The sequence below is a fragment of the Acinetobacter sp. UBA6571 genome, from assembly GCF_002434085.1.
Taxonomy (GTDB): Bacteria; Pseudomonadota; Gammaproteobacteria; order Pseudomonadales; family Moraxellaceae; genus Acinetobacter; species Acinetobacter radioresistens.
This window is the reverse complement of sequence record NZ_DJJJ01000063.1, coordinates 24,985-48,975: the sequence shown is the minus strand read 5'-3', so window position 1 is coordinate 48,975 and position 23,991 is coordinate 24,985. Positions and strand designations below refer to the sequence as shown.

23 protein-coding genes are annotated in these 23,991 nt (G+C 42.0%); 19 read left to right on the top strand and 4 right to left on the bottom strand.

Translation table 11 applies throughout. The features are described 5' to 3' along the window. The first annotated feature begins 125 nt into the window (after positions 1 to 125). The 10 genes from B3X18_RS13345 (at position 126) to B3X18_RS13300 (ending at position 7,623) form a co-directional block, all read left to right on the top strand. Positions 126 to 1,085: a hypothetical protein gene (locus B3X18_RS13345; RefSeq protein ID WP_005018801.1), complete on the top strand. Its 960-nt coding sequence runs from the start codon at positions 126 to 128 to the stop codon at positions 1,083 to 1,085. After that, positions 1,069 to 1,341 (top strand): zinc ribbon-containing protein, encoded by a 273-nt coding sequence (locus tag B3X18_RS13340; RefSeq protein ID WP_217449050.1) that lies wholly within the window; start codon positions 1,069 to 1,071, stop codon positions 1,339 to 1,341. Before B3X18_RS13345 ends, B3X18_RS13340 begins: the two co-directional genes overlap by 17 nt. Positions 1,342 to 1,481: 140 nt before the next feature. Beyond that, positions 1,482 to 2,165 (top strand): hypothetical protein, encoded by a 684-nt coding sequence (locus tag B3X18_RS13335; protein ID WP_005027583.1) that lies wholly within the window; start codon positions 1,482 to 1,484, stop codon positions 2,163 to 2,165. A gap of 39 nt (positions 2,166 to 2,204) precedes the next feature. Then, a complete protein-coding gene (locus B3X18_RS13330; RefSeq protein ID WP_034670702.1) occupies positions 2,205 to 2,912 on the top strand; it encodes a DUF1003 domain-containing protein in 708 nt (235 codons plus the stop codon). 599 nt (positions 2,913 to 3,511) lie between these two features. After that, positions 3,512 to 4,177 (top strand): RluA family pseudouridine synthase, encoded by a 666-nt coding sequence (locus B3X18_RS13325; protein ID WP_034670700.1) that lies wholly within the window; start codon positions 3,512 to 3,514, stop codon positions 4,175 to 4,177. 231 nt (positions 4,178 to 4,408) lie between these two features. After that, a complete protein-coding gene (locus B3X18_RS13320; protein WP_005018810.1) occupies positions 4,409 to 4,795 on the top strand; it encodes a ribonuclease E inhibitor RraB in 387 nt (128 codons plus the stop codon). A 99-nt stretch (positions 4,796 to 4,894) separates the two neighbouring features. After that, entirely contained in the window at positions 4,895 to 5,275 is a 381-nt protein-coding gene (locus B3X18_RS13315) for a hypothetical protein (protein ID WP_005027576.1), read from the top strand. A gap of 231 nt (positions 5,276 to 5,506) precedes the next feature. Beyond that, positions 5,507 to 5,743 carry a hypothetical protein gene (locus tag B3X18_RS13310; RefSeq protein ID WP_026443988.1) on the top strand — a complete coding sequence of 79 codons (237 nt, stop codon included), beginning with the start codon at positions 5,507 to 5,509 and terminating at the stop codon, positions 5,741 to 5,743. 128 nt (positions 5,744 to 5,871) lie between these two features. Continuing rightward, a complete protein-coding gene (locus B3X18_RS13305) occupies positions 5,872 to 6,465 on the top strand; it encodes a DUF2939 domain-containing protein (RefSeq protein WP_005027573.1) in 594 nt (197 codons plus the stop codon). 114 nt (positions 6,466 to 6,579) lie between these two features. Next, positions 6,580 to 7,623, top strand: a complete 1,044-nt coding sequence (locus tag B3X18_RS13300; protein WP_017401154.1) for a DUF1176 domain-containing protein — start codon at positions 6,580 to 6,582, stop codon at positions 7,621 to 7,623. Between the two features lie 29 nt (positions 7,624 to 7,652). Here B3X18_RS13300 and B3X18_RS13295 read toward each other — a convergent pair whose 3' ends face one another. Further along, positions 7,653 to 8,594 carry a tRNA-dihydrouridine synthase gene (locus tag B3X18_RS13295; protein WP_005027566.1) on the bottom strand — a complete coding sequence of 314 codons (942 nt, stop codon included), beginning with the start codon at positions 8,592 to 8,594 and terminating at the stop codon, positions 7,653 to 7,655. 216 nt (positions 8,595 to 8,810) lie between these two features. Here B3X18_RS13295 and B3X18_RS13290 point away from each other — a divergent pair, with 216 nt between their 5' ends. After that, positions 8,811 to 9,578: a class I SAM-dependent methyltransferase gene (locus B3X18_RS13290; RefSeq protein WP_005027564.1), complete on the top strand. Its 768-nt coding sequence runs from the start codon at positions 8,811 to 8,813 to the stop codon at positions 9,576 to 9,578. 43 nt (positions 9,579 to 9,621) lie between these two features. On the opposite strand, the gene B3X18_RS13285 is transcribed toward B3X18_RS13290, so the two are convergent. Beyond that, entirely contained in the window at positions 9,622 to 10,431 is an 810-nt protein-coding gene (locus B3X18_RS13285) for a cytochrome C assembly family protein (protein WP_005027562.1), read from the bottom strand. A 144-nt stretch (positions 10,432 to 10,575) separates the two neighbouring features. Between B3X18_RS13285 and ffh the strand changes: the two genes are divergently transcribed. Both ffh and B3X18_RS13275 read left to right on the top strand, forming a co-directional pair. Beyond that, positions 10,576 to 11,991 carry a signal recognition particle protein gene (ffh, locus tag B3X18_RS13280; RefSeq protein WP_005018824.1) on the top strand — a complete coding sequence of 472 codons (1,416 nt, stop codon included), beginning with the start codon at positions 10,576 to 10,578 and terminating at the stop codon, positions 11,989 to 11,991. A 156-nt stretch (positions 11,992 to 12,147) separates the two neighbouring features. Beyond that, complete coding sequence (locus tag B3X18_RS13275) at positions 12,148 to 12,714, top strand: RBBP9/YdeN family alpha/beta hydrolase (RefSeq protein ID WP_005018825.1); 567 nt, start codon at positions 12,148 to 12,150, stop codon at positions 12,712 to 12,714. Here the strand turns inward: B3X18_RS13275 and B3X18_RS13270 are convergent. Then, positions 12,696 to 13,430 (bottom strand): type III pantothenate kinase, encoded by a 735-nt coding sequence (locus B3X18_RS13270; protein ID WP_005018826.1) that lies wholly within the window; start codon positions 13,428 to 13,430, stop codon positions 12,696 to 12,698. The two genes, B3X18_RS13275 and B3X18_RS13270, sit on opposite strands and share 19 nt — an antisense overlap. Positions 13,431 to 13,447: 17 nt before the next feature. Next, positions 13,448 to 14,194, bottom strand: coding sequence for a biotin--[acetyl-CoA-carboxylase] ligase (locus tag B3X18_RS13265; protein WP_005027555.1), 747 nt, complete (start codon positions 14,192 to 14,194; stop codon positions 13,448 to 13,450). A gap of 30 nt (positions 14,195 to 14,224) precedes the next feature. Between B3X18_RS13265 and B3X18_RS13260 the strand changes: the two genes are divergently transcribed. The 6 genes from B3X18_RS13260 to B3X18_RS13235 all read left to right on the top strand — a co-directional run bounded on the left by B3X18_RS13260 (position 14,225) and on the right by B3X18_RS13235 (position 23,935). After that, a complete protein-coding gene (locus tag B3X18_RS13260; protein WP_026055462.1) occupies positions 14,225 to 15,034 on the top strand; it encodes a sulfite exporter TauE/SafE family protein in 810 nt (269 codons plus the stop codon). Between the two features lie 150 nt (positions 15,035 to 15,184). Further along, positions 15,185 to 15,880: a GntR family transcriptional regulator gene (locus B3X18_RS13255; RefSeq protein WP_026444054.1), complete on the top strand. Its 696-nt coding sequence runs from the start codon at positions 15,185 to 15,187 to the stop codon at positions 15,878 to 15,880. A 10-nt stretch (positions 15,881 to 15,890) separates the two neighbouring features. Continuing rightward, positions 15,891 to 19,340 carry a chromosome segregation protein SMC gene (smc, locus tag B3X18_RS13250; RefSeq protein ID WP_026444055.1) on the top strand — a complete coding sequence of 1,150 codons (3,450 nt, stop codon included), beginning with the start codon at positions 15,891 to 15,893 and terminating at the stop codon, positions 19,338 to 19,340. Between the two features lie 2 nt (positions 19,341 to 19,342). Then, positions 19,343 to 20,353 (top strand): cell division protein ZipA C-terminal FtsZ-binding domain-containing protein, encoded by a 1,011-nt coding sequence (locus B3X18_RS13245; protein WP_005018834.1) that lies wholly within the window; start codon positions 19,343 to 19,345, stop codon positions 20,351 to 20,353. Between the two features lie 75 nt (positions 20,354 to 20,428). Continuing rightward, positions 20,429 to 22,465, top strand: coding sequence for an NAD-dependent DNA ligase LigA (ligA, locus tag B3X18_RS13240; RefSeq protein WP_010700205.1), 2,037 nt, complete (start codon positions 20,429 to 20,431; stop codon positions 22,463 to 22,465). Positions 22,466 to 22,735: 270 nt separating this feature from the next. After that, positions 22,736 to 23,935 (top strand): MFS transporter, encoded by a 1,200-nt coding sequence (locus B3X18_RS13235; protein ID WP_005018836.1) that lies wholly within the window; start codon positions 22,736 to 22,738, stop codon positions 23,933 to 23,935. The last annotated feature ends 56 nt before the right edge of the window (positions 23,936 to 23,991 follow it).

Sequence of the window (23,991 nt, the reverse complement as noted above, 5' to 3'; positions counted from 1 at the left end):
AACCCTCCTTTGAAAAAGGAGGGAGTTCCCCTCTTTTTAAAGAGGGGTTAGGGGAGATTTTATTTTATTGAAATTGGTTAAATAATAATCTAAATTGTCGTTAAATAATTTAAAAACTAAGTTTTATAAAATTCAAGGATCGAAATTTACGCGCACTAGCTGAATGTATTATTGGTGATAAAAACTATTTTAAATACAAGAGTAGTATGTTTATTACTGAATTTTTTGAGGAATGTGATTTACCATTTAAGCATGATGGTTCTACTCGATGGTATTGGACAGCTGAACGATTGAATGAGCTATTACAAGAACCATGCCTGCAAAACTGCTTACCTGAAAAATTTATAAATGTTTTAAGGGTATTAATGCATAAATCTGAGGCTACAGAAGATGATCCATATAGGATTAATGCATTGATTGAACTTAATAAGCCTTTAAGTCGAGAAGGTTATGAAGCTTATTATGGAGAAGATAATAATCTTTATATTAAAAATATAATTACGAATCAAACAATAAAACCTAATGAAAATCCAAATAGAGTATTTTCAGAAGCAGAAATAAAAAAAAGAGAGCACCTAGCAGATTACTTAAATAAATGTTCCGAAGACCAGCTTATTGAAAATATTTTACTCCCCTTATTTAGAACTATAGGATTCCAACGGATCACTGTTGCAGGTCATAAGGATAAAGCTTTGGAGTACGGTAAAGACATATGGATGAAATATACTTTACCTACGCAACATATAATTTATTTTGGAATACAAGTTAAAAAAGGGAAGCTAGATTCATCTGGAGTTTCTAAATCAGGTAACCATAATATTGCTGAAATTTATAACCAAACCACAATGATGTTAGGACATGAGATCTTTGATCCTGAGACTAATAAAAGAGTCTTGGTTGATCATGCTTATATAATTGCTGGTGGCGAAATTACTAAAGCAGCAAGAAATTGGTTAGGTAACAAATTAGACGCTAATCGTAGAAGTCAGATCATTTTTATGGACAGAGATGATATTTTAAATCTGTTCACAGTAAATAGTATTGAAGTGCCTAAATTAGAGTCTAATTTTGCGAATACATTTTAGAAATACTACTTCGCCCATCTGCCATCATCATTTACAAAAATGGACAATAGACATTCATCACAACAGGGTTATACTGCTTAGACCATTTTCTAAACACTCATGGAGAACAAAGATGGTAACAGCTGGCTCAAAACCGGGAACAGGTTTCTATTTTTGTGTTCAATGCGGACATCGCGTTTACTTAGAAATTGGTACAGACCGTTTACCCCCGTGTACCAAATGCTACGGCACCCAATATAACGATAAGGTGGCTTAAGCAATAAATAAAACAGATACCCCTGTTTTTTAGAAAAGCCCTATTACTCTATAGGGCTTTTTGCTTTTTAAACACTCCTCTATTTTACAGACAGTCGAGTTCATACTGTAAAAAGCTATTACCTTGGAAGTATCATTCTGATGATTCCTTATATTTTTATATTCTTCATGGTTGTTACGTTTCCAACATTAATATGGGCTGAAAATAAAAGTCCTGAAGAAATCCGGCTGAAAGAAGACAGTAGTCGCTACAAATCTTATATTCCGAGAAGTTATAGACTTACTGAAGTTATAACAGGAGATTTGAATAAAGACCGGAAAACAGATGTGGTGCTGATAGTTAAGGCAACTGATCCTGCAAAATGGGTAAATGATGAGTATCAGGGAAAGCTAGACCGAAATCGTCGTGGCATAATTGTGCTTGTAAATGAAAATGGTCAATATAAAAAGATCATACAGAATCTGTCATGCTTCTCGTCGGAGTATGAAGATGGGGGCGTATATTATGCGCCGGAATTACTATTATCTGTCGAACAAGGGTTGCTGAATGTGCATTATGCCCATGGCCGTTATGGTTACTGGCGCTACCGCTTTCAACTAAAAGAATATGATCTGCAATTGGTGGGCTATGACAATTCAGATAATTTCGGTCCTTATATTAATAGTCAAACCAGTATTAACTACTTAACTCAGCGGAAATTAGTAAGAGAAAATATAAATAAGAACCGGGATGACGATACACCAAAATTTAAAGAAACTTGGTATAAGATGAATCAGGCATCTGTGTATTTATCTAAAATTAAAGATTTTGATCGTTTAAATTAATTAAAATAAGCAGACTGAACTATAAAAAAGGATATAAGGATGAATGATAAAAACGAATTACATAAATGTCTGGTTTGTAAAAGAAATTTTAATGAAAAGAGTCTGATTCCTTTAGATACGGTACGGCAAGATATTACACAGGAAATAGCAAAAGATTTTCCAGCATGGTCTGTTCATGATTATATTTGTCAGGTTGATTTAACCCATTATCGTATGCAGTACGTGCAAGGGTTATTAAAGTCTGAACAGGGGGAAGTTTCTAGTCTTCAGTATGAAGTTATTCAAAGCCTGCAAGAACATGAGCTTATTACAAAAGACACAGAATCAGAATTTGACCAGAACTGGACACTGGGTGAACGGCTGGCCGATAAAATAGCAACTTTTGGTGGTAGCTGGGCATTTCTGATCTGCTTTACACTTTTTCTGGCAGGCTGGATATTAGTCAATACCGTTATAATGATAAACCGTCCGGCAGATCCTTATCCATTTATCTTGCTAAACCTGATTTTATCGTGTCTGGCTGCAGTGCAGGCGCCTATTATTATGATGAGTCAGAACCGGCAGGAAGCCAAAGACCGGTTACGTTCGCAAAATGATTATCAGGTCAACCTGAAAGCAGAGCTTGAAATCCGGCATTTACATGAAAAGCTTGATCATCTGCTGATGCACCAGTGGGACCGGTTAGCTAAAATTCAGGAAATTCAGCTAGATCTATTAACTGAGCTCAACAAAAGAAACTTAAAGTAATAAAATTATTTAATGATCAGATGAAGATAGAGTTAGAAGTTTTCTGACTTTAAAAGAAAATAATTCTGTAAAAATAAACTTTACTGCAATAAAAATATTAAAAAATGAGAGATAAAAGAAAAAATCCTTAAAATTTTACTTTTAGTAGAAAATTTTTCTAAAAAATATAAAAATTAACTGAACTTCGAAAATTAATTCCGTCCAGCATTAGTTAAAGTAGATCTCAAGGTGTAGTAGGGATCGAAAAGAGTAGCATGCTGTGAGCGGCGCAAAACGCGAGTGCAGTACTTACCCAAAAGGTCTCGATTCGGCTTAGGACGCTATAAACCAGAAGTTTATAGGCTATAAGATCATCACTTACAAAGTTATGATAGTTGAAGTAAACCGTAAAGTTTTCCCTGACACCTGAAATATTCTGTTATTACAATAAATCTTTAGATAGTAGAACTATCAAAATAATACTTTCAAAAATATAAAGCTGCCCTTTCAGTTTGAATTCTAGACCAGAAAATCAACTGATTAACCTGTTATAAATCAAGAATTGACAGCTGTATAATCCCTTGTTATTTTTCGGGCTAATTCATTCTTCATATAACCGCATGGCTTTGAATCAACCCTTTATCTATGCACCGCCGCAACAGCCATTATCTATTATATATGAAGATGATGATTTAATTATTATAGATAAACCAGCAGGATTACTTTCTGTACCCGGACGTCTGCCTGAGCATCAGGACAGCGCATATCTACGTCTGTTGGAAAAATATCCGCATGCTAAGATCACCCATCGGCTGGATATGGCAACTTCAGGTATCCTGATGTTTGCCAAACATCGTGATGCAGAAGTCGCGATCAGCAAAATGTTTCAGGCACGTACCGTAACCAAGCGCTATGTTGCGCTGATACAGGACCAGCTTAACGATCAGGGCAGTATTGATGTGCCATTAATTACCGATTGGGAAAACCGTCCGCGGCAAATTGTACATTTTGAACTGGGAAAATCGGCTAAAACCTTATTTCAGGTGCTTCAATATCATGAGGAGCATGACATGAGCCGGGTATTGCTGACACCTATAACTGGTCGTTCGCACCAGTTAAGAGTACATATGCAATATATTGGACATCCTATTATGGGAGATAAGCTATATCACCCTGAACCTGGTGGTTTTTACTTAAAGCGAATGGCATTGCATGCCAGTTACCTGGCTTTCCAGCAACCGCTAAGCAAAGATTTGATTGAAATTAATATGGCTATCCCGTTTTAATCGCAGGTGATCTTTAAACTGGTATATTAGCTATATAAATTAATTTAAATATAAAACAGGCTAGTTCTTAAACCAGATGCCTGGTTATAAACTTTATATTTAAAATCATCATGAATTAATTAGAAACAGAATTAAGCTGGTCATGTGAAATTAAAATAGATTAATCTTTGTGCTGATATTGAATAATGATGATTTATTTATAATGACCACAAGCATAACAAGGATAATCTCATGACTCGTGACTATCAGCAATTTCCTGACGATGAAAATGGCGATGTACTTTGGCAAATGTATGAAGATGGCAATGACTTGAGCGACCTGCATGAGGTCGAATTTTCTATTGTTTTTAAAACTCAGGAACTGGCAGAAAAGTGCGCGCTACATTTACTGCAGCAGGAACAAAAAGTTTCCATGTTTCAGGAAGACGAGCAGACTGACGGGGCAAACTTATGGATAGTAAATATTCATATTAATATGATTCCTGAACATGAAGATATTGTGGACCTAGAAGAATGGTTTACTAAAATTGCTGGAGAATTTGACGGCGAATATGATGGTTGGGGTTGCATGTCTTATATCTATGAAGATGAAGAAGAAAGTCCTAATATTTCATCCTGATAAAATTTTGATCTGACCTCAAGATTGTAAATAAAAGTATTTTGTTCCTGATATTAAGTACGCTATTTTGGCCGATAAATTTTCTAGATTTAATCGGTCATGATTCGTACTTTATTTTTAAGCCTGCTGTTGGCTAGCCCTTTGATTTATGCAGCCAACTGGAGCTGCAAAAATCATGATTTCGAAATCTATTGTGGTGCGCGTGGCTGTGAAATAAATCAGGAAAATTTTACGCCGATGTATATCCAGCTGCAGCAAGCTGGTGAGTTAAAGGTTTGTGCCTATAGCGCTTGTTGGTCAGGACAAGCAAAAATTTTATATGACCGGCAGCATCTTTTAGCCTCAGCGAATGAATTGGCAATGGAGGGACAAAAAGATATTGCAGCCAATTTTATTCTGGCAATAAATGAAAATAACCAGACTGGATTTATTCAGGGTGAGGGTTTCGCAATGCCGGTACAATGTGAGCCTGAAAAATAATTATAAGTATCTTTTATCATGGGAAGCCTAATTTTATGGCAGCTGAACTTATTAGCCATTATTTAAATACATGAAGTATTCAGGTTGCTTTTCAGCGTTTGCCCGTTGATCAAAATTATACAAAGCGGTAGGGCTGAAAGATTAAACTAATACAACGTAAATTAAAAAATCAGTTGCTCGCCTTGCAGGATAGAATAGGGCGACTGTGTTAAGAGACAGGTGGGCCTGATCTTGGAAGCATATAAAGACGTTAGCGGTAAATCCCATATTGAATTTTATTATATTGGTTCGGACTATATCATGGTGCAGTTTAAAGGATCAGCCAAACAATATGTCTATACCTATATTAGTGCGGGCGAACATCATGTCGAAAAGATGAAGCAGCTTGCAGTCAGTGGTAAAGGACTCACAGCTTATATTAATCAGCATGTGCGTGATGCCTTTGCTACTATAATGTATGCTCAATAAAAAGTAAGAATTAACTAAGGCACAGAGATTTTAAGATAAAAACTGAATAGCTGAAAGAAGACTAAAACTGAAACCAATGATGCAATAAATAAACATCACCAGTTTAGATAAAATGGTATAAAGGTTATATGAAAATTCTGAAAGTATTCAGTGGATTATTGGTATTATTGATTGCCGGTTGGTGGTTTGCATCACCTTATTGGGTACTTTATCAGGTTAAGCAGGCAGTTGAGGAGAATCAGCCTGGCAAACTTTCAGCCTATATCTATTATCCCGCTGTGCGGCAAAGCTTAAAAAGTCAGCTAAGCCAATACTTAGAGCAAAAAATGGGTTTTGAGCAACGCTCTAATCCGTTTGAGCAATTTGGTGCGCAGCTTACAATCAGCTTAACTGGCTACCTGGTAGAAACTCTGGTTAATCCATATGGTGTCGCACTGTTACTACAAGGGAAAGAGTTCTCAGAAGTAATCCGGCTCACCCGGTATGAACGCTCATCAGTTGTTTATCATCTGCCTGAACCTAAAAAAGCTGCTGCCTCATTCTTATCTGGGGCATCTGTTGCTTCAGCATCTTCTTCACAAACAGCTTTAAATTACAAGGCTGGGTATTTGAGCATAAACAGGTTTAGAGTTCAGGTACCTGCAGCTAATAGGTATACCAGCTTTATCTTGAGTCGTAGTGGGTGGAGCTGGAAAATTACGGCCATTAAACTGCCTCAGTAAATAAAAAACTTTAAAAAAACTATAATTATTTCTTTTTATTTACAATTTCAAACTAGGCATCTGGGCAGATGCAATTCAATATCAGGGACAATAAAATAAGTACAGGAAGCCAGTATGAAAACAGTATTTGGTCTCGGCGCTATTTTAATGTGGCCTACATTATGTCTGGCCGGTACCTCTGCCAGTTTGGCCTTTGAATATAAAGACTGGTCACTCGCCTGTGAAAATACAGGTACCTGTCGTGCTGCCGGTTATCAGACTGAAGAAAACATCTCCCATCCGGTATCTGTTTTGTTGACACGTAAGGCTGGGCCAGATACCGCAGTGCTGGCTCAGGTCCAGATTAGTCATGAAGACGAAAAATTTCTGGAACAGATTAAAGGTACTCCTTATCTTAGTTTATATATTAATGGTCGCCCGCTGGGCAGTATTATACTAAAAAGAGACAATGCGCGTGGTACGCTCTCTAAACAGCAGACCCAGCATCTTTTAACCGCTTTAAAGGGCAGTAGCCAGATTGTCTTTAGTTTGGGTAAGGAGCAGTGGCAACTGTCTGATCAGGGCGCAACCGCAGTATTACTTAAAATGGATGCCTTTCAGAACCGGGTAGATACTGCATCTGCTCTGATTCGTTTTGGAAATGTCAGCCAAGATAAAGTAATCAAGGCCCAGTCTATGCCAGTACTTACTAAAACCTACCGGCCGGGCACAGCACGACATTTCGCCTTAAATAGCCCGCAAGCCAAGGCACTAATTACTAAATTTAAAAAAACAGCAGACCGGGAAGGCTGTCCAATTTTATTTGAAGCAAATTATCCTGATCATGACCAGATAACGGTCTATCCATTAGACAAGCAGAATGTTGTAGTTGAAAGTCCGTGCTGGCGTGGTGCCTATAATGCCGGTTCAGGTTACTGGGTGATGGACCCTCAACTTAAACAGGTCAAGCATCTGGCAACTACACAGGGTTCAAGTTTTAGTGAGGGTGAAATTTTTGCCCATCATAAAGGGCGTGGCTTGGGAGACTGCTGGAGCCGGCAGGAGTGGGTCTGGACCAGTAACGGTTTTGTAGAAAGTTACAATGCAACCACTGGTCAATGCAAAGGTTTTGCAGGTGGAGCCTGGCAGTTACCTACTTTTGTTTCACAAGTTAAGTAACGGTATGGCCAGTCTATCATATTTTAATTTTACGGACTGGCCAACTGTATTGTGATCTTTTCATTAATTTCGTCAATTTTTTTCAGACGTTTGATTTCATTCCACAGCATTTTTGCTTCTGGATAATGTTTTGACATCATGCCTAACCACTGTTTATAACGGCCAACCATACCGATTTCAGTTTTGGATGGACCATTGATAAAGCGTATCTGTAAAGCTAACAGGTCTTGCCAGCAAAGCAGAGGTTCATCTGAGTTATTGCGGATGCATTGGGTTAAATCAGGGGTGGTAACGGCACCACGTCCAATCATCAAATCTTCACAGCCAGATTCTAGCTGGCATTGACGTGCATCAGTGTTGTTCCAGATTTCGCCATTAGCAATTACATTAATCTTCAGGGCTTCACGAATGGGTTGCAGCTGGTCCCAGAACGCAGGCGGAGTATAACCATCAGCTTTGGTACGGGCATGAACTGTCACCCAAGATGCGCCTGCATCTTCAATAGCATGCGCATTGTCCAACATAAAGTTACGGTCCATATAGCCTAAGCGCATTTTAGCCGAAACTGGAATATGGGCCGGGACTGCATCACGTACAGCTTTTACTAGCTCGTATACAACTTCTGGTTCATCTAGGAGTACAGAACCACCACGATGGCGGTTTACAGTTTTTGCCGGGCAGCCAAAATTCATATCGATTGCGGGAGCACCTAGTGTAGCAGCGCGTACCGCATTTGCCGCCAGCATTTCAGGATTATTGCCTAAAAACTGGACATGAACCGGAGTACCTGCGGCTGTTTTACCTTCAGTTTTTAATTCAGGACAATAACTGTAATAGATATGGTCGGGCAGAACAGAGTCCGTAACACGAATAAACTCGGTCACACACCAGTCAAAGCTCCCCACATGTGTGAGTACATCCCGCATAATCGGATCAGTTAAGCCTTCCATAGGCGCAAGAACAAGTTTCACAGTGTCTTACCTGGACAATGAAAAAACAGCGTTATACGCATTTTTAAGTGGGATGTCCAGAATCGAGATAAAATAAGCTTTAATAGAATTAAACTAAGTTATGAGGATCAATTAATCTACCAAACTACTTTGTATTTTAACTATTTTAATAGATAGCAACAGGATAGGCTTTGCATTGTACAAGGTTTTATTCAAATTCAGGCAGGATGGGTTCCCATGGAAAACCGACAGTTTAAGGACCATTTTTCAAAAGACTCAAGACAGTATGCATTGTACCGGCCGAATTACCCCCATATATTAGCCAAAATGCTGGCCGAGCTTGCTCCATCTTGTGCGCGTGCATTGGATTGTGGCTGCGGTACAGGCCAACTTTCGGTCTTGCTTGCCGAGTATTTTGATGAGGTGGTTGCGACAGATGCCAGTACAGAGCAGATTGCCAAGGCTCAGCCACATCAACGGATAAACTATAAAACTGCCTTGGCAGATAATAGTGGACTACCCGGAGAAAGTGTAGATCTGATCACGGTCGCGCAAGCCGCGCACTGGCTTAAACTGGAAAGTTTTTATGAAGAGGTGAGACGGGTTGCACGTCCAGATGCCATAATCGCTCTGATAAGTTATGGTGTGTTACATGTAGACGGAGAGGTAAATGCACCTATTCAACATTTTTACTACGACACCATCATGCCTTATTGGCCTCCTGAACGGCGCCATGTAGAAGATGAATACCAGAACTTGGCTTTTCCATTTCAACCAGTTGAAACACCTGCTCTGAACATGCACATGATGTGGAATCTGGAACAGCTTCTCGGGTATATCAGTACATGGTCTGCATTAAAACAAGCCAGACAGAGCTTGGGTATTGATCCCTTAAAGTCACTTCAAGCCGAATTAGTGGCAATGTGGGGCAATCCTCAACAGACCAAACTGGTTAAATGGCCATTAGCCTTGCGTATTGGTCGTGTACATCCAGTATTAAAATAAGAAGCTGACGTAAAACTGAGATTCAAGAAATACTCAATTTTATTTAACGGCCTAATATCATTTCTAAAATAAATTTACTGCCAATGAAGCCAATAGCCAGCAAAAGAAAACCGACTAATGTAAAGCGAATCGCCTTTTGACCACGCCAGCCGAATTTGTAATGCCCAAGTAAAAGGGCACCATAAATAAACCAGGAAATGATACTAAAAGCCGTTTTATGAGCCAGATGCTGGGCGAAGAAGTTATCAACAGTAAAGAAACCCAGACCCAAGGCAATCGTAAGTAAAATAAAGCCGGTAATAATCAGGTCAAATAGCAGGGATTCCATTGCCTGAACAGAAGGCAATAAATTCACCCAAATCCGGCGTTTCTGTTTGTTTTTAAGTTCACGGTTCTGGAACCAGAGCAGCACCGCATGAATAGTTGCCATCAGCAGAACCGCGTATGCAGATAATGATAAGATAATGTGCAGGTCTAAACCTAAATCCCGCTGCTCAATAATCTGGGTCGGACGGCTAAAAGCGAATCCCATGACCAGACCGGTCGCCGCTACAGGTATACCTAACAGGTTTAAGGCCAATACCGGTCGGTAAGTACTAAACAGCAGGCTCAACAGCAGCATCAGTCCTGAGGTGAAAGACATCAGGTTGAAAACATCATAATTAATGCCCGCTGGTGTAAGCATATCGCTATACAATACTGCTGCATGCAGAAAAAGTCCTAAGCCCAGCATAATGCCGATGAGCCCATGGTTTGGTTGATGTTTAGACATTAAATTAACAAACAAATACCAGAATGATGTGGTATAAGCGATTAATGCTAAGATCGTAAAAACCAAGGGGAGACTGAGCATGTCAAACCTTTTCTCGGACTATGAATATTGAAGTTATAAGATATAAATTCTACGCGAACTACAGTATCCTATAGCATTCTATGCATAAATTTTCTATTTTTAGGAAAGATTTTTTGCAACTGGCCATTTTAAGCGGATTTTGCAATGTTTGATACCTTAACAGAACGACTCACGCAGAGTTTAAGAAATGTTACTGGCTCAGGGCAACTGACCGAAGACAATATTAAAGATACGTTACGCGAAGTACGTATGGCGCTTCTTGAAGCCGATGTTGCGTTACCTGTAACTCGTGAATTTATTGCGAAAGTTAAGGAACAGGCATTGGGTCAGGAAGTTATGAGCCAACTTTCTCCTGGGCAGGCTTTTGTCAAGATCGTCTATGACGAACTGACCAAAATGATGGGAGAGGCTAATGAAAGTCTTGACTTAGCTGCAAAGCCTCCGGTTATAGTACTACTTGCAGGTTTGCAGGGCGCTGGTAAAACGACAACTGCTGCAAAATTGGCTCGCTTTTTAAAAGAACGTCAAAAGAAAAAAGTAGCAATGGTTTCTGCCGATATTTACCGCCCGGCAGCCATTAAACAGCTTCAGACCGTTGCGAATGAAGTCGGTGCGGAATTCATTGAGTCAAGTGCTGATGAAGATCCGATTGTTATTGCGAATCGTGCCATAGAACAGGCCAAGATCAAGTTTGCTGATGTGCTGATTGTCGATACTGCAGGCCGTCTGCATATTGATGATGACATGATGGGTGAAATTAAAGCACTCCATGCTGCCATTCAGCCAACTGAAACCCTGTTCGTGGTAGATGCCATGACTGGTCAGGATGCTGCAAATACTGCCAAGGCGTTCAATGATGCCTTGCCTTTGACTGGCGTGATCCTGACCAAAACTGATGGTGATGCACGCGGTGGTGCGGCATTGTCAGTGCGTGCTATTACCGGCAAGCCAATCAAATTTCTGGGGATGGGTGAGAAACTTGATGCCCTGGAACCTTTCCATCCGGAACGTGTTGCACAGCGTATTCTGGGTATGGGTGATGTTCTGTCACTGGTCGAAGAAGTTGAACGTAAGATCGACAAAGAAAAAGCCGAAAAAATGGCGAAGAAACTGCAAAAAGGTGGCAGTTTTAACTTTGAAGATATGCTGATGCAATTCGAACAGATGAGCAAAATGGGCGGCATGATGGGTTTTCTGGACAAGTTGCCAGGTATGAGCAACTCAGGAATTCAGCAGGCGCTAGAGCAGGCTAATCCTGAAAAGCAGGTCAAGAAAATGGAAGCTATCATTCAGTCTATGACTGTAAAAGAGCGCCGTAATCCTGACCTGATTAATCCGAGCCGTAAAAAACGTATTGCTGCTGGTTGTGGTATGGACGTCGCCGAAGTCAATAAACTGATTAAACAGCATGCTCAGATGGCAAAAATGATGAAAAAGTTCTCCAATCCCGCAGGTATGAGCAAGATGATGCGTTCACTTGGCAATCTGCAAAAACAGTTTGGTGGCGGTGGTGGCGCAGGCCCGCTTTTTGGCGGAAACGACCCGCAGAAAAAGCCTTAATCGTATTTAAAAACAGAGCGCACTAAGCGCTCTTTTTTATTTTCAAGCTTAAGAATTTAGATATTTTAAGGTTAAGAAAACCCAACATTTGCTTACCCGAATCAGTCATAGTTTACGGCACACTCAAGGCATTCATCGTCAAAAGTGAGAAGAAAAATGACACAGGTTATTGTAGTTCATGGTTATACCGCTGGCCCTGAACAGAACTGGTTCCCCTGGATTCAACAATATGCCAAACAGCAAAATGTCAGTTTGCAGGTACTACGTCTGGACCCTTCAACAACTCCTAAACTGCAAGACTGGGATCAGCAAATGGCTGAGCAAATTAAAGAGATTAATGAAAACAGTATCTTTATTGGTCACAGTCTGGGCTGTATTGCCACCTTGCATTACTTATCACATCAATTAAAGAACCAGAAGATCAAACAATTGGTACTGGTGGCAGGCTTTAACGGTCGTTTAGGGCGTCTTGAAGAGGTTGACCCTTTTATTGATGCCTGCAAAATTGACCTGGAACTATTAAAGCAGCAGATAGAGCATCGGGTTGTGATCTATTCAGAGGGTGATGACCGTGTACCACCAAAATTTAGCTTGGAACAGGCTAAAAGCCTGGATGCTGAAGTTATCCAGGCTAAGCATCAAGGGCACTTTATTGACTCTGAAGGCTGTACCGAGCTGCCGGAGGTGTGGCAGGCGATTGAACCTTATGTGCTGACTGAATAATAATGAATATAACGTTGTAGCCCCTTGAGCAGTAAATCAGTTTCAACTTCAGGTTGATACTGCTCAAGGAAGCGGGCAAACAGTGGTGCATCGCCTCCAGTCAGAATTAACTGACGGGGGGACTGTAGCAAGACATGCTTGATAGTACTGAGGAGGCCTAATAATATTCCATGGTGTACTGCATCGAGTGTATTACGGCCAGGGCTCAAGTCATCAAAAGCTGCTTCAGGAATACGAATTCCTTTAGTGTGCTGAATCAATGCATCACGTTGCAGATAGAGGTTCGGCAAAATATATCCACCTAAATGCTGATGACCGTGTGTCAGATCAATAGTCAGTGCTGTTCCACAGCTGATGATACATAAGTCCTGTTTTGGCCGGGCTACGGCAAGAACCTGCAGCCAGCGGTCAATACCGAGCTGCGTGACATCATAGGCACATTCAAGGCCAGCATATTCAGCATGAACTTTGGCAAAAGTTACAGGAATATTCAGGAACCTTAAAATTTTATAAATACGATCATTATTTTTTTTATCCTGAACCGAAGATACGCCAACCCGGGATAAATCTAAACTTTTAAAGTGCTGAATCAGACCTAACAGCAAGTCAGACGGTGACTGTAAATGCAACTCGGCTGCATGTTCAATCACCTGTTGATCTTCAGTAATCCAGTATTTCAGGCGTGTATTGCCAATATCTAACCATAACTCTCTCATAGCACAACCCTGATTTTTTACTGCTGACGGCGTAAGCGGCCCTGATAAAAAGTATGGCTTTCATCAGCGATTTGTAACGTAACTGCGCCATCATTTTGAATTCCGATGAATTTTCCTTCAGCAATACCTTGATGATGCTCGAAGTAAACCATATCGTTTAAAAAAGCGGCATGATGATTAAAGCGGTTTGCCAGCTGATGGCTACCATGACTAAACCATTCTCCTGCCTGCTGGATGGCATGATAAAGTTCAGCGATAAGTTGCATTAAATCTATTTGAGCCAAACCCAGTTGTGTCAACGAAGTTACCGACTGGTCGAGTACATCATGTATCTGGTAAATGTTGATCCCTACGCCAATAATAGCTTGCTGTGCAGTAATTGGTTCCACCAGAATGCCGCCCCATTTCCCCTGATGGCTGTAAAGGTCGTTTGGCCACTTGACCTGAAGTTTAAGGGGTTGTAAAGAAGGGCATTGCAAGATATTCAGGGCTATTTCAAGAGCCAGCCGGCCGTCTATTGCTGTTCCTGTCTGCAACAATGTGCTTAAATAAATGTTTCCTTCAGGCGATACCCAAGGCCTCTGATGCTGGCCACGCCCTTGAGTTTGTCTGGCACTACAGACCAGTGCAGACTTTATTCCTTTCTGTGCAATTTCACGGACATCATCATTGGTTGAGGTGGTCTCTGCTTTAAGTACTACTGCCTCAGGGCAATGGTGTGTTTGCGCCAGTAGTTGCTGGAGCCGGCGGGAATCTAAATCCATATTGAAATAAAGAGAAATGAGAAATTAATGATGGAGTTAATCATATATTTGCTGATTGGTGCAATTGCAGGTTTTGCTGCCGGTCTGTTTGGAGTAGGCGGCGGCCTGATTATTGTACCTATTCTTTATATCGTTTTTACCCAGTTAAATTATGATCCGAATGTGCTGATGCATATGGCGGTTGGTACTTCTTTAGCCACCATCATTGTTACTTCAATCAGTTCGGTAATGGCACATCATAAACGCGGTGCCGTATTATGGGCAGTGTTTAAAAACTTGGCTCCTGGCTTGGTTCTTGGTTCTTTTCTGGGAGCGGGTGTGGCAGATCTGCTGTCTGGACAGCATCTGCAGCTGGCTATTGGGCTGTTTGCCATATGGGTTGCATACAAGATGTTCAGGGGTGCACATGTTCAGGTAAATCCGGACCGCACATTACCTTCTGCACCGGTACAAATGCTGGCCGGAGGAGGTATTGGTATAGCTTCTGCCATTTTTGGCATTGGTGGAGGCAGTCTGACAGTGCCTTATTTAAACCGGCATGGTGTGATCATGCAAAAGGCTGTAGCTACCTCTGCGGCCTGTGGCTTACCAATTGCCATTGCAGGTGCCTTGGGCTTTATCTGGTTTGGACACCAGGCAAATGTAGAAGTGCCAAATGCGATTGGCTATGTTCATATCTATGCATTTATTGGTATCAGTACAATGAGTTTCATTACTGCCAAGCTGGGTGCCAGAGTCGCCCATATGCTTTCTCCCGTTATGCTCAAAAAGTGCTTTGCCGGAATGTTGAGTGTCGTAGGTGTATATTTTATTTATCAGGCAGTCAGTATTTATTTCTAAAGCTTTCTCTTTCATGATGTGAGAATTGACCTAAAATACCTGAAAATTGTCCGACAATGACATAGTTTTAAAGTTTAAAGCTGTCAACAATTCATTTACCAATAAAAAACTGCATTCAGTGCAGTTTATATAAATAAAAGTAGGTGAGTCATGACAGTTAAAGCAACAGACAGTCTCTCTGAACAAATTGCTAAAAGCATTGCTGAACAGATTATCAGCGGAGAACTGGTTGAGGGTGAACGGATACAGGAATTGAGAATTGCCAAGGAGCTGGATGTCAGCCGTGGGTCAGTCCGTGAAGCACTGCTTTTATTAGAGCGTACTCATCTAATTGAGATTTATCCGCGTCGGGGGGCAATTGTAGCTGAAATGTCGCCTCAACAGGTTCGAGCGCTATTTGATACCAGTTGCTTGCTGCTCGGGCAGGTGGTCCAGCAAATCAGTCAGGGCTGGCGTGGTACAGATGCCCAGATTCTACAGCAACTTCTGGTTTATTTGCAGGAGCAGGTAAAACATGGCCATACGGAAAAATTTTATGATCAGATTTTCGAATATCTGATGGAGCAGCAAGGAATAGTTGCCAATCTCTATTTAATGAAATTTCTGAATGAGCTGTTACCTTCTTTGAGACGCAGCTATTTTCTGACCTTAAATACTTCACGTCGTGAGCTGCAGGAGTCATTTGAACTGTTTAAATTAGTGATTGATGCTATTTTGAACCGAAATTCACAACAAGCCACTTTATTTATGGAAGATTTTTGTCGACACTTGCGCAACCTTGTGTTGGAATCGCTGACACGAATGAAACAGATCGAATTAGCTTGGGCCCGTCGCTCGCGTCGCTAATCAGGACACTATGCGTTTAAGCAGTTTAAAACTTTCCGGCTTCAAATCGTTTGCCGATTCAACCACCTTGAATTTCAGAGATAGCCGCAGTGCAGTGGTAGGCCCAAATGGCTGTGGCAAATCTAATGTGATTGATGCCATCCGCTGGGTAATGGGCGAGTCTAGTGCTCGTCAGCTGCGAGGTGGCAGCATGCAGGATGTTATTTTTACCGGTACAGCAAAACGAAAACCTGTGGGTATGGCCAGTGTCGAGCTCCGCTTTGACAACACCTATGGAAAACTGGGCGGCGCCTACAATGCATATAACGAACTGGCTGTACGTCGACAGGTTAACCGTGAAGGTAAGTCTGAATATTTTCTTAATGGTACGCGCTGCCGCCGCCGCGATATAACCGATATCTTTTTGGGAACCGGTTTGGGCCCACGTTCCTATGCCATTATTGAACAGGGCATGATTAACCGGCTGGTAGATGCCAAACCTGATGAAATGCGGGTTTTCATTGAGGAGGCCGCCGGTATTTCACGTTATCAGGCCCGTCGCCGAGAAACGCTGCTACATCTTGAACATACCACTCAAAACCTGTCCCGTCTGGAAGATATTGCGCTAGAGCTTAAAAGTCAGCTAAAAAGTTTAAAAAAACAGGCCGAAACTGCAGTTCAGTACAAGGAACTGGAAAATCGGATTCGTACCCTTAAAATCGAAATTCTCTCTGTGCAATGTGAACGAAGCCAGCATTTGCAGCAGGAATATACCTTGCAGATGAATGAACTGGGAGAGTCTTTTAAACTGGTGCGTTCTGAGCTACATACTCTAGAGTATAATCTGACCTCGACCAGCGAGCTATTTCAGCGGTTATTGCAGCAATCTGCCCCTTTACAGAGTGAGTGGCAGCAAGCTGAAAAGAAAATGGCTGAACTCAAAATGACGCTGGAACAGAAGCAGTCACTATTTCAGCAAAACAACACGATGCTTAACCAGCTTGAGCAGCAGAAAGTTCAGACTAAAGAAAGGCTGAAGTTGATTGAGCTTCAGCTGGAAAATCTGTATCAGCAACAGGAACAGCTGGATGAGCAGATACAGCAACAGGAACAGCAGCACCAAGGTCGGACTCAGGATATACAACTTTTAAAAGCCCAGCAGCAACAGGTAGGGCAACAGTTTGAGCAGCTCAAACAACAGGTCGAAAAACAGCAACAGCAGAAAATGCAGATGTTGGCGCAGACCGAGCAGCTCTTAAAAAATATTGCTCGGATTGAACAGCAACGTGAAACTTTACATACCCAGATTGCCCAGCTTCAACAGCAGTATGAATCAGATGAGCTTGAACAGCGATATACTGAAAAACAGCAGTTGCAACAGCAGATTGAAGTTTTAGAACTGCAGATTAATGCAAGAAAGCAGAAAATTATCGGGCTTGAATCAGGCTATACACAAAAGAGCAGTGAACTGGGAGAGCTGAAATCATCAATTCATGTACTATATTCTGAACAGAAAAACCTGAAACAGTTGATGACTCAACATGGTCCGGTAATCCAGAAAGACCAGGTACAGTTAGTACAAATACTTAAACTGAACAAGCAGGCTAAACCATATGCAAGCCTCATTGAAAAGTTTCTGTCTAAATGGCTGACTGCACATGTGCTAGAGACCGGGCAAAGCTTCAGCGAGAACATTTCAAGACAACTTAAAGGCCACTCAGATGAACTCATTCAACTGGACCACTTACCTTGTTTAGCCAACTGGATTGAAACACCACATTATTCTTTATGGACACAGGTTGCGGTCGCTACAACTTTATCTGAAGCGCTATCTTTACAGGATAAACTGCATACTGGTCAGTCCATCCTGACACTCGATGGTTATCATGTAGGTGCAGATTGGACCATTGCACTTTATTATGATGATGACAGCCAAGCCGGACAGGGTATGTTAAGCCACCGTATCCGTCTGGAAGAAATCGAAGCATTATTAATACAGTCTGGTGAGCAGCTGGAACAGCAAGAAGCTCAGCTGTTAACGGTCAAGCAGCAAGTCCAGACCGAGCAGCATCAACAGCAATTACAGCTTGATCTGCTTAAGCAGCAGCAAACAGTATTACAGCAGCTTGATATCAGCATTGCTAAAATACAAAGTACCGCACAGGCACTGAAATTACAGCAGCAGCAATTACATATCCAGCTGCAACAGTTTGATCTTCAGCTGCAAGAAGATGCCATGCAAAAGGATGATCTGGAAATTGATCTGCATGCCTTGGGTTTAAAGCTCGAGCAGATACTGCCAGACTATAAAGCCCAGCAGTTCCAGTTTGAAGAATTGACTGAGCAGCTGGAAAGTACCCAGCAAAATCTGCAACATGCCCAACAGGAGCTGGATTTAATACGCCGGCAGGCAATACAAACCAGGCAACAGATTGAATTGCTGGAAAAAGATGCTTCATTTTTAAAAGTCCAGTATCAGCAGATTATAACGCAAATAGAGCAGTCTAAAAAATTTGTTGACCCTATTCAGCTGGAGTTACCTAATCTGGAGTCGCAATTTTCACAGCAGCAGCAACTTACTGAAAATTTAGAAAAAAGCTGGCATAAATGGCAAGTTGAACTGAATCAGGTTCAGGAAAAACAACAGCAACTGACGGAACAGCGTCATCGTTTTCAGCAGCAGGATGAGTCTTTGCGTACCGAGCTGGAAGAAAAGCGTCTAGCCTGGCAGGCGGCCAAATCAGACTTTTTGCATTATGCTGAACAGCTTAAAGAATTAAATAGCGAGCCGGTTTTAGGGCTAAAGATTGATTTGTCTGGTCATCAGCAACAGCTTGAAAAAATACAGCAAAAATTTGAAAAAATTGGTGCAGTAAACCTGGCTGCTTCACAGGAATATGATGAGGTAAGCCAGCGTTTTGAAGAGCTGATTCATCAGATGCGGGACTTGGAAAATACTGTAGAGCAGCTAAAAAATGCCATGAAGAGTATCGATCAGGAAACCCGTAAGCTGTTTATGAGTACTTTTGATCAGGTAAATGCCGAGCTACAGGTACTATTTCCTAAAGTCTTCAATGGCGGTGAGGCCAGTCTGAGCTTGGAAGATGACTGGCAATCTGGTATTAAATTAATGGCACGGCCACCTGGGAAACGTAACAGTTCTCTGGCTTTATTGTCAGGTGGAGAGAAAGCACTGACTGCACTGGCCTTGGTATTTGCAATTTTCAGGCTAAATCCGGCTCCGTTTTGTGTACTGGATGAAGTTGATGCGCCTTTAGATGATGCCAATGTTCAGCGGTTTTGTAATTTGGTAAAAGAACTTTCTGAACAGGTACAATTCATTTACATTACACATAATAAAATTGCAATGACCATGGCAACAGACTTACTCGGTGTAACCATGCCTGAGCCAGGAACATCAAAATTAGTCACAGTCAATTTAGAACAAGCAAAAGAATACGGTTTAGTCGCGGAGGCATAAGTATGGAAGTCACTACCCTGATAGGGATTATTGTTGCTGTTATTATTATTCTGGTCGGGCTGCGTATGATGCTGAAAAAGCCAAATACGGCACCCTCACTCGAATCTGAACTTTATATAGACCCGCAAAGCAACAAGCCGGTGATTCCCCGTCATGTCCGTGACCAGCTACAGGCCAGCGAGAGTGCGGTTACACCAACAGTGCGCAAAGAACCACAGCTTGATCAGAGCTCGGCCACTCAACAGTCTGTACCAACAGCCGGACAACATTCTAAACAAGCTTCAGAACCTGAAGTATCTGCTTCTCAGTCTGTCTCTACAGATAAGGCTGAAACTCGGGCTCAGCCAGAAGCACCTGCAGAAGCTATTGCTTTGAGTGAAACTCAGGCGCAAGTAAAGAAAGTAGAAAAGACAACTTCAGAATCAACTGAAGTGGCTGATGGGTCTGAGCCAAAAGAGCCGGAATTTAGCTTGAATCCCACTATTGAAACTGCCGAAATTGCCGAGTTTGATGGTGAAAGCAATATCCTTGATGTACATTTACATGAACAGCAGCGCTGTGATGATGAAAGTGCTCTAGCAACTGCGCAGCAGATTATTGCACTGAATGTTTATCCGAATCCGCGCCGTGCTTTATCAGGTGATAAAGCCCTGAAGGTACTGTTAAAATATGGTTTGCGTTATGGTGAAATGTCCTGCTTCCACCGCTATGAAAAAACAGAAGAACAAAGTCCACTGATGTTCTCTGTACTGCGTATTACTGATGAAGGTCCGGCAGGTTTTGACCTTGAAAGTCTGTCTACCGAGCAAGTACAGGGTTTGGCTTTCTTTCTGGCATTGCCGAATCCGAATGCTATTACCGGTTTTGATATGATGACCAGTATTGCCGGCCTGATTGCGCGGGAAATTGATGGTAAAGTATATGATGAACAGAATCTTGAGTTTACGCCACAGCTTAAAGAGCACTGGCGTCATCAGGTGATTGATTACCGGCCGGATCATGTCAGTGTCTGATCGGATATTTAATTAAAAAACAGATTGAAAGCAGCATCAGGGCGGGAGTATCCGCCCTTTTATATGGTGAATCTTATGGAATCTACAGCAGGCATTGTGACGCAGATGCGTCAACTTATACAGCTGATCGCACAGCATAATCACGCTTATTATGTAATGGATCAGCCCAGTATTTCCGATAATGAATATGATTCCCTGTTTCATCAGTTAAAAGCACTCGAAGAGCAGTATCCGGATCTTGTTCAAAATGATACGCCGACTCGTCGTGTAGGTGGACAAGCTCTGAGCAAGTTTATGACAGTCAGACATGCAGTGCCGATGCTGTCGCTCGGAAACGTGTTTAATAAGGAAGACCTGTTCGCGTTTGCCCGTCGGGTAGAGGAGCGTCTTCCGGGACAACAGGTCAAGTATGAGGTTGAGTTAAAACTCGATGGGCTGGCTATTTCACTCTGGTACGAAAATGGTGAGCTGGTACGTGGGGTAACGCGGGGCGATGGAGAAACTGGAGAAGATATTACCCAGAATGTTAAAACTATCCGTAATTTGCCAAAGTACCTTTATTCTGATCAGGCTGCTATACCTAAATTGCTGGAAGTACGAGGGGAAGTTCTAATTCCTAAAACCGGTTTTTTAAAATTAAATGCTGAAAATGAAGCCAAAGGTGAAAAAATATTTGCCAATCCGCGCAATGCTGCTGCTGGAAGCCTTCGCCAGTTAGATCCGGGTATTGCCGCTGCACGTCCATTGGCCTTTTATGCTTATGGAATTGCCCAGTGTGAACCAGAGCATCACTTAAATTCCATGACCGAAAGTCTGCACTGGTTACGTGATCTGGGCTTTGAAATTGCCGAACGGCAATTTTTATGTGATTCGATTGAAGAAGTACAGCGCCGCTATGAAAAAATTATGGAAGAGCGCGCTGACCTGGGTGTAGAAATTGATGGCATGGTGGTTAAGGTAGATAGCCTTAAACAGCAAAAACAGTTGGGCTTTCTAAGCCGGGAACCACGCTGGGCAACTGCCTATAAGTTCCCTGCAATTGCAGCCCTCACTACAGTAGAGAATATAGACTGGCAGGTAGGACGAACAGGTATCCTGACGCCTGTTGCCCGGTTAAATCCGGTATTTGTCGGAGGTGTAACAGTATCCAATGTAACACTGCATAATATTGGCGAGATTCACCGTCTGGATGTAAGAATTGGCGATACAGTGAGCGTTTACCGAACCGGAGACGTGATTCCTAAAGTGGAAAAAGTCTGGCCTGAGTTTCGTCCGGACACTGCCGAAGTCATAAACCTACCGGAAACCTGTCCTGTGTGTGCCTCACCTGTAGTGATGCCGGAAGGTGAGGCTTTGGCCCGCTGTTCGGGAGAGTTATATTGTGCAGCACAGCGAATTGAATCAATTCGCCATTTTGTGTCCCGCAAGGCTATGGATATTGAAGGTTTGGGGGACCGCTGGGTAGAGTCACTGCTGCATCTTGAACTGTTGAAAGATGTCTCAGACATTTATCATCTGCACCAGCATCGGAATACGTTGCTTGGCATTGAAAAAATGGGTGAAAAATCAGTTCAGAACCTGATCAATGCAATTGAACAAAGTAAAAAAACTACACTGGCCCGTTTTATTTATGCCCTGGGGATACGAGGTGTCGGTGAAACAACGGCACGGATGCTGGCCAACAGCTTTCAAACCCTAGAAGCCTTGCAACAGGCAGATGTAGATAGCTTGAAAAAAGTGCCTGATGTAGGCGATATAACAGCCGAATGGATTTATGACTTTTTCCGTGCAGAACATAACCTGGAAGTAATTGATCGATTGCTGGCCGCAGGCATCCATTGGGATGCACCAATTGCCTCAACGCGTCAGCCATTGAATGGTGAAAGCTGGGTTTTAACAGGCACACTTGAGCACCTTACACGCGAACAGGCTACCCAGATGTTACAAGCTTTAGGCGCACGTGTAAGTGGCAGTGTATCTGCCAAAACTAAATGTGTGGTTGCCGGGGAAAAGGCTGGGTCAAAACTGGAAAAAGCACAAAAGCTTAATATTCAGACACTAAATGAAAGGCAGTTTATTGAGCTAATGGAGACCTATGGTCAAGTAATTTAATGTAAATTAAATTACATGGTTTATCCACATTCATGCTGTTTTTTAGTGCATTGAAAATGTTTTCAAAGCCTTACGTAGTAAGACTTTTACAGTTACAAAAAAGACTGAAAAAATATTTTGAAATGGATGTATTGTTCTTGTAAGTGTGTATAATTTCGCCATCAAAAGCCCTTGCCAATAAGTAGATATATCTACAAACCGGTAGGGGTTTTTCTATTGGAATTCTCTGGAATGGAATACCAAGGTCTTTTTTAATGGTGGTGGCACACTGTGATACTTTTCTCCAGAACAGCAGTTTTAGATAGCGCAGCTCAACTGAGTGCACAACGTCTATCTACACGTTTGAACTTTTTTAGCTTGGGCTTTGGAACGGCGGCCTGGGCGCCCTTGATTCCATTTGCACAGCAGCGTCTAAATTTAAATCATGCTGATTTTGGTTTGTTATTGCTCTGTATGGGTGTAGGGTCAATGATTGCTATGCCTGCGACTGGGGCTCTGGTACAACGAATCGGTTGCCGTGCAATTATTGGCTTTGCGGCGCTGTTGATACTGTTAGTATTGCCGGGGCTTGCTGTCTGGAATACATCAGTAATGATGGCGGTTTCTCTGTTCCTGTTCGGTACAGCTGCAGGAAGTTTTGGTGTCGCCCTCAATTTACAGGCAGTTATTGTAGAGAAGAACAGTCTGCGTGCCATGATGTCGAGTTTTCATGGTATGTGCAGCTTAGGTGGCTTGGCTGGTGTAATGACTGTAACGGCGCTTTTAGCGGCTGGCGTATCGCCACTGATTAGTGCGCTGGCAGTAAGTATTATGCTATTCGTCATTAGCATTATTGCGGTTCCAGCTTCATTAAGTGAAATTGAACGCGATGAACAGATTGAAGCAGACACGGCAGAGCATAAAAAAAGTCATAAAAAACTGCCTGCGCCTATTATCTTGCTAATTGGACTAATGTGCTTTATCGCATTTTTATCGGAAGGTGCGGCCATGGACTGGAGTGGCATTTACCTGACCAGCAAATATGGTGTTAATCCAGCCTTTGCAGGGCTGGCTTACACTTTCTTTGCGATTGCCATGACATTGGGCCGTTTCTCGGGGCGTTACCTGTTGAAAATACTGGGTGAAAAAAATATTGTAACTTATAGTGCTATCTGTGCTGCTACAGGTTTAGCAGTAGTGGTACTGGCTCCACATTGGTTTATTGTATTGTTAGGTTATGCACTGGTTGGTCTAGGTTGTTCAAATATCGTACCTGTCATGTTTTCACGTGTTGGACGTCAGAACTTTATGCCTAAAGCGGCAGCCCTATCTTGTGTATCGACTATGGCTTATACAGGATCTCTGTCTGGCCCGGCATTGATCGGTGTAATTGGTGAGATGACCGGCTTAACCATCATGTTTGCGAGTGTGGCAGTATTATTGGCTACTGTAGCTATTTTAAATCGGTTTACTCGAGTAGGCCCCGCCTAAAGTCAGCTTATTTAAACGCCACTACATAAAAACCGGTAAGCTGGAAGTTTACCGGT

What these genes read in the sequence shown, in the direction of transcription:
- B3X18_RS13335 (WP_005027583.1), top strand. Translation starts at nt 1,482, where the DNA reads ATGATTCCTTATATTTTTATATTCTTCATGGTTGTTACGTTTCCAACA.
- B3X18_RS13330 (WP_034670702.1), top strand. Translation starts at nt 2,205, where the DNA reads ATGAATGATAAAAACGAATTACATAAATGTCTGGTTTGTAAAAGAAAT.
- B3X18_RS13325 (WP_034670700.1), top strand. Translation starts at nt 3,512, where the DNA reads ATGGCTTTGAATCAACCCTTTATCTATGCACCGCCGCAACAGCCATTA.
- B3X18_RS13320 (WP_005018810.1), top strand. Translation starts at nt 4,409, where the DNA reads ATGACTCGTGACTATCAGCAATTTCCTGACGATGAAAATGGCGATGTA.
- B3X18_RS13315 (WP_005027576.1), top strand. Translation starts at nt 4,895, where the DNA reads ATGATTCGTACTTTATTTTTAAGCCTGCTGTTGGCTAGCCCTTTGATT.
- B3X18_RS13305 (WP_005027573.1), top strand. Translation starts at nt 5,872, where the DNA reads ATGAAAATTCTGAAAGTATTCAGTGGATTATTGGTATTATTGATTGCC.
- B3X18_RS13300 (WP_017401154.1), top strand. Translation starts at nt 6,580, where the DNA reads ATGAAAACAGTATTTGGTCTCGGCGCTATTTTAATGTGGCCTACATTA.
- B3X18_RS13290 (WP_005027564.1), top strand. Translation starts at nt 8,811, where the DNA reads ATGGAAAACCGACAGTTTAAGGACCATTTTTCAAAAGACTCAAGACAG.
- B3X18_RS13285 (WP_005027562.1), bottom strand. Translation starts at nt 10,431, where the DNA reads ATGCTCAGTCTCCCCTTGGTTTTTACGATCTTAGCATTAATCGCTTAT.
- ffh (WP_005018824.1), top strand. Translation starts at nt 10,576, where the DNA reads ATGTTTGATACCTTAACAGAACGACTCACGCAGAGTTTAAGAAATGTT.
- B3X18_RS13275 (WP_005018825.1), top strand. Translation starts at nt 12,148, where the DNA reads ATGACACAGGTTATTGTAGTTCATGGTTATACCGCTGGCCCTGAACAG.
- B3X18_RS13270 (WP_005018826.1), bottom strand. Translation starts at nt 13,430, where the DNA reads ATGAGAGAGTTATGGTTAGATATTGGCAATACACGCCTGAAATACTGG.
- B3X18_RS13265 (WP_005027555.1), bottom strand. Translation starts at nt 14,194, where the DNA reads ATGGATTTAGATTCCCGCCGGCTCCAGCAACTACTGGCGCAAACACAC.
- B3X18_RS13260 (WP_026055462.1), top strand. Translation starts at nt 14,225, where the DNA reads ATGGAGTTAATCATATATTTGCTGATTGGTGCAATTGCAGGTTTTGCT.
- B3X18_RS13255 (WP_026444054.1), top strand. Translation starts at nt 15,185, where the DNA reads ATGACAGTTAAAGCAACAGACAGTCTCTCTGAACAAATTGCTAAAAGC.
- smc (WP_026444055.1), top strand. Translation starts at nt 15,891, where the DNA reads ATGCGTTTAAGCAGTTTAAAACTTTCCGGCTTCAAATCGTTTGCCGAT.
- B3X18_RS13245 (WP_005018834.1), top strand. Translation starts at nt 19,343, where the DNA reads ATGGAAGTCACTACCCTGATAGGGATTATTGTTGCTGTTATTATTATT.
- ligA (WP_010700205.1), top strand. Translation starts at nt 20,429, where the DNA reads ATGGAATCTACAGCAGGCATTGTGACGCAGATGCGTCAACTTATACAG.